Raw genomic sequence first — 10,458 nt, forward strand, 5'->3', positions numbered from 1 at the left:
CAGGATGAAATTCAGTGAACAGTGGCTGCGGAGCTCGGTAAGCCCGCAGGTATCCCGCGACGAGCTGGTGGCTCGTCTGTCGATGGCCGGCCTGGAAGTGGACAGCGTCACGCCTGTCGCCGGCGCGTTCAGTGGCGTTGTGGTGGGCGAGGTGCTCAGCACCGAGCAGCACCCTGATGCCGACAAGCTGCGTGTATGCCAGGTCAGCAATGGCAGCGAGACCTTCCAGGTGGTGTGCGGCGCGTCCAACGTGCGCCCCGGCCTGAAGATCCCCTTCGCCATGATCGGTGCCGAGCTGCCCGGCGACTTCAAGATCAAGAAAGCCAAGCTTCGCGGCGTCGAGTCCTTCGGCATGCTCTGCTCTGCCAGTGAGCTGCAGATCAGCGACGAGAACGCCGGCCTGATGGAACTGGCTGCCGATGCGCCAGTCGGACAGGACATCCGGGCCTACCTCGGCCTGGATGACGTCGTCATCGAGCTGGGCCTCACGCCTAACCGTGGTGATTGCCTCAACATGTCTGGCCTGGCCCGTGAAGTGGGTGCCCTGTATGCGGCACCCGTCACCCCTGTAGCGATCAGCCCGGTCGCACCGACTCACGACGAAGTTCGCCCGGTGGACGTGCTGGCACCGAAGGCTTGCCCGCGCTATCTCGGTCGGGTGGTGCGTAATGTCGACCTCTCCAAGCCCACCCCGTTGTGGATGGTCGAACGCCTTCGCCGGGCGGATGTGCGCAGCATTGATGCAGCTGTCGATATCACCAACTACGTGATGCTTGAGCTCGGCCAACCGATGCACGCGTTTGACCTTGCCGAAATCAATGGCGGCATCCGCGTGCGCATGGCGGAGGAGGGGGAGAAGCTCGTCCTGCTCGATGGCCAGGAGGTCAGCCTGCGTGGTGACACCCTCGTCATCGCCGACCACAGCCGTGCCCTGGCTATCGCAGGGGTAATGGGGGGCGAGCACAGTGGCGTCAGCGACAAGACCCGCGACCTGTTCCTTGAAGCTGCGTTCTTTGACACCATCGCCGTTGCTGGCAAGGCCCGCTCCTATGGCCTGCACACCGACTCTTCGCATCGTTTCGAGCGTGGCGTGGACTGGCAGCTTGCTCGCCAGGCCATGGAGCGCGCCACTGCGCTGCTGCTGGAGATCGTGGGGGGTGAAGCTGGCCCGATCATCGAGGCTGTAAGTGAGGCGGATCTCCCGAGCGTTGCACCTGTCATCCTGCGTGCCGAGCGCATCGCCCAGATGCTGGGCATGGAAATGGACGCCGCCGAGGTCGAGCGCTTGCTTACCGCGCTGGGTCTGGGCGTCACCTCTATTGCGCCGGGTCAGTGGAAGGTTGCAGTGCCCAGTCACCGCTTCGACATCAGCCTGGAAGTGGATCTGATCGAAGAGCTCGGTCGTCTCTATGGCTACAACCGCCTGCCGGTTCGCTACCCGCAAGCGCGCCTTGCGCCTCGCGCTCGTGCCGAATCTGCAGTCGAGCTGCCGGCTTTGCGTCGCCTGCTGGTTGCCCGGGGCTATCAGGAAGCGATCACCTACAGCTTCATCGATCCCAAGTTGTTCGAGCTGTTCAATCCTGGCGCCAAGCCGCTCATGCTGGCCAACCCCATCTCGAACGACATGGCTGCCATGCGTTCCTCGCTGTGGCCGGGTTTGGTCAAGGCGCTGCAGCATAACCTCAACCGTCAGCAGAGCCGTGTTCGCCTGTTTGAAAGTGGCCTTCGCTTCGTCGGCCAACTCGAAGGCCTGAAGCAGGAAGCGATGATCGCCGGTGTCGTCTGTGGCAAGCGCCTGCCGGAGGCCTGGGCCCATGGCCGCGAAGGCGTGGATTTCTATGACGTCAAGGCCGACGTCGAGGCGCTGTTGGGTGCAGCTGGTGCGTTGGACGCATTCAGCTTCGTTCCCGGCGAGCATCCGGCGCTGCATCCGGGGCAAACCGCTCGCATCGAACGAGATGGCAAGCTGGTTGGCTACCTCGGCGCCATTCACCCCGAACTGGCCAAGAGCCTCGATCTTGACCAGCCCGTCTACCTCTTCGAACTCGTGCTGGCTGAGGTCATGAATGGACGCCTGCCCAGGTTCAGCGAGCTGTCGCGCTTCCCCGAAGTGCGTCGTGATCTGGCCGTCCTGGTTGATCGTGAGGTCGCCGCTGAAGCCGTCCTCGACACGATTCGCGAAGCCGCCGGGGAGTGGTTGACGGACCTCAGGCTATTTGACGTCTATCACGGTAAAGGTATTGATCCGCTTAGAAAAAGCCTGGCCGTCGGCTTGACCTGGCAACATCCATCGCGCACTCTTAACGACGATGAGGTGAACACCACAACCCAGAACATCGTCACCTCGCTGGAAGGTAGGTTCAACGCCACGTTAAGGAAGTAGCGTATGGGGGCTCTGACGAAAGCTGAGATGGCTGAACGTCTGTATGAAGAGCTTGGCCTGAACAAACGGGAAGCCAAGGAACTGGTCGAACTGTTTTTCGAGGAAATCCGTCAGGCGCTGGAGCAGAACGAACAGGTGAAATTGTCCGGTTTCGGCAACTTCGACCTGCGCGATAAACGCCAGCGCCCCGGACGCAACCCGAAGACAGGCGAGGAAATCCCGATCACGGCACGCCGTGTCGTGACATTCCGTCCGGGCCAAAAACTGAAAGCCAGAGTTGAAGCTTATGCTGGAACCAAGTCATAACGACGAACTGCCACCTATCCCTGGCAAGCGTTATTTCACCATTGGCGAGGTCAGCGAGCTCTGCGCAGTCAAGCCCCACGTGCTGCGTTACTGGGAGCAGGAATTTCCCCAGCTCAACCCAGTCAAGCGGCGGGGTAACCGCCGCTACTACCAGCGCCAGGATGTGCTGATGATTCGGCAGATCCGGGCCCTGCTGTACGATCAGGGCTTTACCATCGGCGGGGCGCGTCAGCGTCTCTCCGGTGACGAGGCCAAGGATGACACCACTCAGTACAAGCAGCTGATACGGCAGATGATTGCCGAGCTTGAAGACGTCCTCGTCGTACTGCGTAAGTGAAAAAAATCCAAAAAAAACCTTCCACAATTCAAAAGCTTAAAGTATAGTTCGCGTCGTTCCGGTGACGGAGCTAGCAACAAATGTCGGGGCGTAGCGCAGCCTGGTAGCGCACTTGCATGGGGTGCAAGGGGTCGAGTGTTCGAATCACTCCGTCCCGACCATATTTAGAGAAAGGCCCAAGTCGAAAGACTTGGGCCTTTTTCGTTTGTTTGGTCTGTTTTCCCTTTTCCAAGAGAGCTTCGCTGCAGAACTCTTTGCGCTAGTGAGGCCTGCTGCCAAAGACAAGTAAGTCTATGCGTGGTAGGTCGAGTGCAGGGACCGGCTAATACGGTCGGCCACGACGACACCTGCGTCTTCGCAGTGGTTGGATCTAGATGGCCGCCGATAGTTAAGCCCAGTCGCATTGGCTTGATCGAATGTCCCCCTCACTGATTATTGCAAACCCGCTGCACTGCCGCCTTCGCAGCCCGGAGATCGAACAGCTCCGGATCGAACGTGCCACCCGCCCACTCCAGTGCCTCCCGACCAGCAGGGCTGGTGGGAGAGTGGATGCTCTGCAAGAACGCCATGTACCCGTGTGGCCCGCCTACGTCCTCCGGCGGACATGCGCCGGCTCCGTCCAGCAGCTCGCACCAGGCCCCCGTAACCTCGCACGGCCGGACAGATTCCACTGCGATCACATGCAGCCATTCATCCCCGAAGTCGTAGATGTACTGCATCCGGTCCCCTGGTTTAAGCGCGCGCCGTACTTTCACTCGGCGATCGTCCGCTGTTCCCGCTTCCGGCAGTCCTATGTCGGGGTCAGGTGGCAGGTAGTGGTCGATGCCATTGGTGAACTCATGCAGATGGCGGCTCTCCCAGCCGAATGCTGCCTGGATGAAGTGGTGTAGCCGTCGTAGCGAGCAATCCCCCGTTACCGCCAGCCGCCGCCAGACGGGTGCCAGTACCACCAGGGGAGCCAACTGAACATGCAGCACATATATCGATGGAGTCGTTGCCATTCATTCTTCCTGTTGCCCTGGCTTTGAGCAGAAGCAGTCCTTACTTGGTCCGAGGCTCATCAGTGAGCCGCTCTTGATTGCAGACGAAGGACTGTCGACCAGGTAACGGGCTTAAGCAAGGTTTTCTGGGAAGCAAGGCCTGCACATTCGGATGCGAGGCGAGGGGGATTGATACCGGGCGATGGGGCGACGCGTTGCTACGGCTGTCGGCGGTGTCCTTCGTGTGGGAACGGGTCCTGTTGGCAACCTGGGGTGTTCGCTTTGAGCTGGGTACTTGTGCTTGAGGAGCATAGGCGGCTGTTTGATGGCTGCTGGTGGGCTGAAGCCCACCCCATGTTCCTTATAGCTCGTCGGACCTCCGGCGGATTTACTTTCCCTGCTTGCCTGCTATTGACCTCAACTTAGCTTGAGGTTTTATCGTCCTGCCTGTTCTTGCCTGCCACCCAGAGTGCGGCAAGCGTCTTTTGCAATCTACAAGGACCCGGAATGGACACCCAGACTTCATTGATGATCTTCCAAACTACGTGCTTCCTTGGGTTTGCGCTGTGGTTGAGCATTGCCCTGATCAACAACCTGCACGGTTTCGCCAGCTCGGTGAAGGCGGTAGGGGCGACGCTGTCGATGGCGCCCTTGCGCCAGCCGCCCGTGGTCGACATCCCCTTGCTCAGCCGGGCACTGGTTTCGCCGACGCTGCATCGCCTGGCGCTGGCGGTGATTGTGGTGCTGCAACTGGTAGCCGTTCTTGCCGTGTGGTTGGGGTGCTATCTCCTATTGCTCGGCGGTGGCCTGGAGGCCGCTCGACCCTGGTTGAACCTGGCGCTGAGCATGACCTTGGCGTCGCTCTTCGCCATGCTGCTGGGCGGGCTCTGGTTCGCCTACTGGATACGCCAGGAGGGCCTGCAATTGACGCACCTGATGCTGGTGATCTGGGTATTGCTGAACTTCCTCGTGCTCAATCTGCGCTGGAGCTGACCTTATGAAGATGATGGTGATAGGCGCTAGCAGGGGCCTGGGTCGTGCGTTGGTGGAGGGGCTGGGCAAGCCGGGGGACCAGATCGTGGGCGTATCGCGCAGTCGGCCGGATCGGCTGGCGGTCGCCGCAGGCGTCGACATCCAGTGGATCGAGGCCGACCTGACCGAGCCGAAGGTAGCCGTGGCGCATATCGAGGCCCAGGCACCGGCGGAGCTCGATGTGCTCATCTGCAACGTCGGCATCTGGGAGCCGCAGGCCTTCAGCGAGGGGTACGACTTCCTGAGCGATAGCGATGAGACGCTCGCCGGGTTGGTGGAGGTGAACATCACCGCCACGCTGTTGTTGCTCAAGCGCCTGATGCCAAGGCTGCTCGACTCTGCCAGGCCACAGCTGATCCTCACCGGCTCCACCTCCGCCCTGCACCGCAGCGGGTGACCCGAGGTAGCGTTCGGTGCCTCCAAGTTCGCGTTGAACGGGATGGCCGATGCGTTGCGCGAGGGCTTTCGCGACCAGCGGCTGGCAGTGACGGTGCTGCAGTTGGGGTACCTGAACACTGACGACCCACTGGCTGTGCCAATGGAAGAGGCAGCCGCGCGAGGGGAGGGGCAACTAGTGCCTGTGCACGATGTCGTCACCATGGTCAACGCGCTGCTGCGGCTGTCAGCGGCTTCCTTCGTGCGGGAACTGATCTTGCCGGCAATCGAGGACGGACGTTTTTGAGCTGAGTACTGGTACTGGAGGGGCACGGGCGGATGTTTGATGGCTATCGGTGGGCTGAAGCCCACTCTACCGGCCAGGTTGTCTTGCTCAGAGCGCTTACAGCCGCATGTTCACCAGGGTCTTGGTGTGCACCATCACGTCCCCGAGTGCCATGGCCCTCGGCGTGTGCCTGGTGTTGTCTGCGATGCGCTCCAGTTACTCACTCCCTGCCAAAAGCAGACGACGCATGACGGTGTGGTTGGCCTAGGCGATGAGGTAGACACCGTCTCCAGCAAAAACCTTCATGCTGCAATCCACGATGACTGCATCGCCTTCGTTGAGGGTGCTTTCCACATGAGGCTCTTGCCGGCGCGGAGCCTCAGCATTTCAAGCACGAAGGCAGTCGTTCCGTCCTTTCCCTTGTTAGCGGAAGTGATCGATCTCACCCGCCCCGCTGACGAGCCGCAGCTGCGCGCTGGGCTGCGTAGCTTATGGAAGTGGTGCCGTCGGATCAGCAGGTGGAGTTCCTGCACGAGCACGAGAAGCTGAGAGTCACCAGCCAGGTGCAACTGCTGGGGCTGTTCCTCAATGGGCTGATGGAGGAGGTGGCGACTCCCGGTATCCGGCCCTGCGGCCCCGACACCTAGGCAGTGCCTACCGCGCCATGGCAGCACCGGGTTCTGCAGCTCCGATTGTCCTCTCCATTCCCACTTTGCACGGGGCGGCGCCTTGCTGTGCGCCTTTGGTGGCCTTGGCGCGAAACGCATTGCGGTCTGCCGAGGCAAGGCCTACAGCGGTGCCCGAAGCTGGCTACTGTCCGAGTCGTACCGCTGCGTGCGCGTGCGTTGTTAGTGTGGCCCTTGCCGTGCCCGGCTCGCCTGATAGGAGATCTGCCCGAGCAGCCGCGCTCGCCGGTCTCCATCTTGTTCGAGGAGGGCCAGGCGCTGCGCACATTGATGCTGTGGCTGACCTTCTTCTGTGGCTTGTTCGTGTTCTATCTGTTGACCAACTGGCTTCCCACCATCCTGCGCTCCAGCGGCTACGGACCGAGCGAGTCGGCTCACGTGGCGTCGATGATTCCCATGGGCGGGGTCCTGGGCAGCATCGTCATGGCACTGCTGCTGGACTGGGTAGGGCCACGTTGGGTGCTGTCGCTGCAGGCAGTGCTCTCGGTCGTGGCGCTGGGGCTGATCGGCACCCGACTGGGTCGCGCGAGGTGGTGGCCAGCCTGGCGCTCGGGGTGATGGGCTGGCGTCGCGTGGCCAAGGTGGCAATGGCACGGCCTTGATGGGTTGCGCCTCGCCACTTGGCACGGTGACGAGAGGGCCGGCGGGGTAGCGTCGCCAGAGGTGCAGGTCTGGCGTGGCATATATGCAGCGGTTTGTGTGCCGCCCTGGATGGGCTGCATTGACGAGGAGAACCATGGGTACGGGAATGCTCTACATTGATGGCCGCTGGCTGGCTCCGGCCGCCTGTCGCCGTTTCACCAGCGTGGACCCGGCCACGGAGGCCCCCATCCAGACGCTGGTGATGGCCGGCCTGCGAGAGGTGGACCAGGCCGTATGCGCCGCGCGGCGGGCCTTCGATAGCCACTGGCGCTTCACCAGCGGGCGCGAGCGTGGTGCATTGCTGGACGGCATCGCCGACGACCTGGCCGTCCGTGCCGAGGCCCTGGCCCTGTTGGAGGTGCAGGACCACGGCAAGCCCTACCCGGATGCTCTGCAGGACGTGGCCGATGCCGCCGCCTGCTTCCGCTATTACGCGGGCCTGGCGCGGGCGCTGGATGAGCGCCAGGGCTTGGCGCTGGAGATCGACGACCCACGTTTCGAGTGCCGCGTGATGCACGAGCCGGTAGGCGTCGCGGCGCTGTTCACACCCTTCACCTTCCCGTTGCTGACAGCGGCCTGGTGCGTTGCGCCGGCACTGGCGGCAGGGGCCACCTGCGTCATCAAGCCATCCTCGCTGACGCCGCTCTCCACCCTGGAGCTGGCACGTTCGGCCGATATGGCCGGGCTGCCTTCCGGCGTGCTCAACGTGCTGCTGGGCTATGGCGCGGAGCTGGGGCCCGCGCTGGTGCAGCACCCGGAGGTGGACAAGGTGACCTTCGCCGGCAGCCTGGCCAACGGCACCCAGGTGATGGCCAGCGCCGCGCCGGACATCAAGCCGGTGAGCCTGGAGCTGGGCGGCAAGTCCTCGCTCATCGTGTTCGACGACGCTGACATCGAGACGGCCGTGGAGTGGGCGCTGTATGGCGCGTTCTGGAACCAGGGGCAGACCAGCAGCGCACTGTCGCGGCTGCTGGTGCAGGAGGCGCTGTTCGAGCCGCTGCTGGAATGCCTGGTGGCCCGCACCCAGGCCCTGCGTGTGGGGCCGGGAATGGAGCCGGGCGTGCGGCTCGGGCCCTTGGCCGGGCTTCGTCATCTGCACCGGATGATCAGCCTCATTGCCCAGGGCCAGCAGGATGCTCGCCTGCTTTGCGGTGGCCTGCGTCCCTCGCTCCTGGGGCGAGGCTATTTCATCCAGCCGGCGGTGTTCGCCGAGCCCGACGTGGCCAGCCCGCTGTGGCGGCACGAGTGCCTGGGCCCGGTGCTGAGCGTGAAGCGCTTCCGCAATGAGGAAGAGGCGCTGGCCCTGGCCAACGACACCATCTACGGGCTGGCGGCAGCGGTCGTCACGGGTGACCCCGCCCGCGCGGACTGGATGAGCCAGCGGCTGCGGGCCGGGGTGGTCTGGCTCAACTGCGCCCATGCCGGCTTCATCCAGGCGCCCTGGGGCGGCAACCGGCTCAGCGGCAATGGCCGCCAGCGCGGCCCCTGGGGCCTGCAGAACTACCTGGCGCCCAAGCAAGTGACCCGTTTCGTGGGGGCGCAGCCCTGGAGGTGGCGCCAGCCCTAGGCTGGTCGGGGTGCGCGTATGCCCGAATAGGGGCGTACTCATCGCAGCTGCATGAGGCTCCAGTACATGGAGAAGTGCCCGAGGTGATTGGGGTGAAACATGCCGTATTGCCAGGCCTCCCGACCGAAGCGCGAGTCGGCGTACTGGGTCAGCAGGGCGTCGTTGGGGGTGCGGAACCAGTGTGCGGTACTGGCCCAGGGCTCGGTCTGCCAGGGCTTGTACGGCCACCAGTAGCCGGCCGGTGTCTGTTTGTAGGTGGTGGGCAGCTCCAGGTCGTACCGTCCGCTACGTGCGCAAAACCCATGGGTGCGGAAGGGGGCGGCTATGTCGAGGGTCTGCACCTGTCCTCCGGCGCTGGCGAGGATGGTTCGCTGCAGTGGGTCCACGGTATGGCGTTCGACCTCTTTCACTTTCACGGCGAGCGGGCCAATGGTATAGCGGCCGTACCACTGGGCGACCGGGATCGGTAACTCTTCGTCCAGCACGCGGAACAGTTCGTTCTTCAGGGCCCTGGAAGCGGTAGTCGAAGCGCCGACATCGCACACCGCCCCGGATTCGTCACGGGTCGGTGAGGGGTAGTTCAACTGCAGCAGGCGTGCGGGCTGCAGGTACTGGTTGATCAGTCGATGGCTGAGGCGGATGTTCTGCCCGAGCCAGTCATCCGCGAAGGCCTTTTCGGCGCTGAAGATATCGCCGCAGCGTGTGTCGTTCAGACTGTTGTGTCGGGGGCAGGCCATCTTGCTTTTGGGTGTGAGCGCGCGGTTGACCTGGCTGACGCCGAACAGTGTGGTGACCGAGTTGTACCCGCGCTCTGGAAACGCGGTCCAGGCGATCAGGCCGGAGAAGGCCACATCGTTGCCGCCAATCGTCAGCAGCACTTCGTCGGGCGCTTTGAGCTTGCCGGAAGGGCACCGGCTGACCGTGACCTCATGCTGGATGCCGGTGCGCCGCTGCTCATGTGTGCCCTCGACCTCGCGTTGTGGCGGCTCGCTGCACAGCAGGCCCACCGCCTCATTGAGCTGGGAGTCGGGTGCCTTGTAGGTGCGCTTGCCATCCACCTGGGAGAGCTCCTGGCGGACCAGCAGGCCGTCGTAGATTTCAGCACCGGAGCAAGCGAAGGATGCGAACTTGACGAGAGTATGAGGGGCGCGGGTGGACTGCTTGAGGGCGTAGAGAAATTGCCAGGAATAGAGAGAGCGGTGGCAACTCACGTCCTGCCAATCGGCCTTGTCGTCGTCCTGAATATCGATGGCCTTGAAGGCCCAATCGCGGCGCAGCCCCCTGGCGGCCTTTGTGCTCAGCTGTTCCGGCCGCCAGCGGAACGGCCGGTCCGGATTGCCTTCGCCGGAAGAGAAGGAGTCGCCCAGGCCGATGATCAGGCGCTCTTTAGGTTGGACGCTGTAGGTGAAACGGCTGACCTCCTCGCCCTGCTCGACGAAGACCTGGAGGTTGTCCGGGCGAGCGGTATCGATTTCGACGCGTTGCTCGTGTTGGCACGGACCGGCTGGCGTGACGGTTAGGCCTTTCCATGTGCATGTGGCGTCGGTGAGGCTGTCCAGCCGGACCATCACCGCGGTGCGCGGTTGATGGATGTAATCGCGGGCATAACGTTGCTGCGTGCTGTCCCATTGGGTGTGTTGGTACGCGCTGAGTACGGCTTCGCTGTAGAGGGCGAAATCCTGCTGGCGCTCCATGGCATCCAGCCCACGGGTCAGGTACTCCACGTGCTTGGGGTTCTTGACCAGGGGAAATGGATTTTCCACGCGCCATACCAGCCCAGGCGCCGGATCGTCCGCCAGGGCGGGAGTGGGCGCGAGACAAATCGTGAGGACGACCAGGGCTGACAGGGCGGGCGTTTTCATGC

At 63.1% G+C, this 10,458-nt stretch carries 9 protein-coding genes, 1 tRNA gene and 1 pseudogene; 9 read left to right on the plus strand and 2 right to left on the minus strand.

What is annotated here, in order from left to right; all coding sequences use genetic code 11:
• The first annotated feature begins 4 nt into the window (after positions 1–4).
• The 4 genes from pheT to BM198_RS07165 all read left to right on the plus strand — a co-directional run bounded on the left by pheT (position 5) and on the right by BM198_RS07165 (position 3,187).
• Entirely contained in the window at positions 5–2,383 is a 2,379-nt protein-coding gene (gene pheT, locus BM198_RS07150; protein ID WP_074968852.1) for a phenylalanine--tRNA ligase subunit beta, read from the plus strand.
• Positions 2,384–2,386: 3 nt separating this feature from the next.
• Positions 2,387–2,689: an integration host factor subunit alpha gene (ihfA, locus tag BM198_RS07155; protein WP_044401787.1), complete on the plus strand. Its 303-nt coding sequence runs from the start codon at positions 2,387–2,389 to the stop codon at positions 2,687–2,689.
• Positions 2,670–3,026: a MerR family transcriptional regulator gene (locus BM198_RS07160; RefSeq protein ID WP_044401789.1), complete on the plus strand. Its 357-nt coding sequence runs from the start codon at positions 2,670–2,672 to the stop codon at positions 3,024–3,026. Before ihfA ends, BM198_RS07160 begins: the two co-directional genes overlap by 20 nt.
• 84 nt (positions 3,027–3,110) lie before the next feature.
• Positions 3,111–3,187: transfer RNA gene (locus BM198_RS07165), tRNA-Pro, on the plus strand.
• 264 nt (positions 3,188–3,451) lie between these two features.
• On the opposite strand, the gene BM198_RS07170 is transcribed toward BM198_RS07165, so the two are convergent.
• Complete coding sequence (locus BM198_RS07170) at positions 3,452–4,027, minus strand: plasmid pRiA4b ORF-3 family protein (RefSeq protein ID WP_074968855.1); 576 nt, start codon at positions 4,025–4,027, stop codon at positions 3,452–3,454.
• A gap of 486 nt (positions 4,028–4,513) precedes the next feature.
• On the opposite strand from BM198_RS07170, the gene BM198_RS07175 reads away from it, so the two are divergent.
• The 5 genes and pseudogenes from BM198_RS07175 to BM198_RS07190 all read left to right on the plus strand — a co-directional run bounded on the left by BM198_RS07175 (position 4,514) and on the right by BM198_RS07190 (position 8,594).
• Positions 4,514–4,999, plus strand: coding sequence for a DUF2165 family protein (locus BM198_RS07175; protein WP_074968857.1), 486 nt, complete (start codon positions 4,514–4,516; stop codon positions 4,997–4,999).
• A 4-nt stretch (positions 5,000–5,003) separates the two neighbouring features.
• Positions 5,004–5,720, plus strand: a pseudogene (locus BM198_RS07180) (SDR family NAD(P)-dependent oxidoreductase).
• 479 nt (positions 5,721–6,199) lie between these two features.
• On the plus strand, positions 6,200–6,346 hold the full coding sequence (locus BM198_RS30115; protein ID WP_167368453.1) for a hypothetical protein: 147 nt from the start codon (positions 6,200–6,202) through the stop codon (positions 6,344–6,346).
• A 276-nt stretch (positions 6,347–6,622) separates the two neighbouring features.
• A complete protein-coding gene (locus tag BM198_RS07185; RefSeq protein ID WP_139233579.1) occupies positions 6,623–6,943 on the plus strand; it encodes a hypothetical protein in 321 nt (106 codons plus the stop codon).
• A gap of 190 nt (positions 6,944–7,133) precedes the next feature.
• The gene (locus tag BM198_RS07190; RefSeq protein ID WP_139233580.1) at positions 7,134–8,594 is read left to right on the plus strand and encodes an aldehyde dehydrogenase family protein; all 1,461 of its coding nucleotides are present in this window, start codon (positions 7,134–7,136) and stop codon (positions 8,592–8,594) included.
• Positions 8,595–8,632: 38 nt separating this feature from the next.
• On the opposite strand, the gene BM198_RS07195 is transcribed toward BM198_RS07190, so the two are convergent.
• The gene (locus BM198_RS07195; protein ID WP_074968864.1) at positions 8,633–10,456 is read right to left on the minus strand and encodes a hypothetical protein; all 1,824 of its coding nucleotides are present in this window, start codon (positions 10,454–10,456) and stop codon (positions 8,633–8,635) included.
• Between the last annotated feature and the right edge of the window lie 2 nt (positions 10,457–10,458).

The sequence above is a fragment of the Metapseudomonas otitidis genome (assembly GCF_900111835.1).
In the GTDB taxonomy this organism is placed as follows: Bacteria; Pseudomonadota; Gammaproteobacteria; order Pseudomonadales; family Pseudomonadaceae; genus Metapseudomonas; species Metapseudomonas otitidis.

What these genes read in the sequence shown, in the direction of transcription:
- BM198_RS07170 (WP_074968855.1), bottom strand. Translation starts at nt 4,027, where the DNA reads ATGGCAACGACTCCATCGATATATGTGCTGCATGTTCAGTTGGCTCCC.
- ihfA (WP_044401787.1), top strand. Translation starts at nt 2,387, where the DNA reads ATGGGGGCTCTGACGAAAGCTGAGATGGCTGAACGTCTGTATGAAGAG.
- BM198_RS07175 (WP_074968857.1), top strand. Translation starts at nt 4,514, where the DNA reads ATGGACACCCAGACTTCATTGATGATCTTCCAAACTACGTGCTTCCTT.
- BM198_RS07195 (WP_074968864.1), bottom strand. Translation starts at nt 10,456, where the DNA reads ATGAAAACGCCCGCCCTGTCAGCCCTGGTCGTCCTCACGATTTGTCTC.
- BM198_RS07190 (WP_139233580.1), top strand. Translation starts at nt 7,134, where the DNA reads ATGCTCTACATTGATGGCCGCTGGCTGGCTCCGGCCGCCTGTCGCCGT.
- pheT (WP_074968852.1), top strand. Translation starts at nt 5, where the DNA reads ATGAAATTCAGTGAACAGTGGCTGCGGAGCTCGGTAAGCCCGCAGGTA.
- BM198_RS07160 (WP_044401789.1), top strand. Translation starts at nt 2,670, where the DNA reads ATGCTGGAACCAAGTCATAACGACGAACTGCCACCTATCCCTGGCAAG.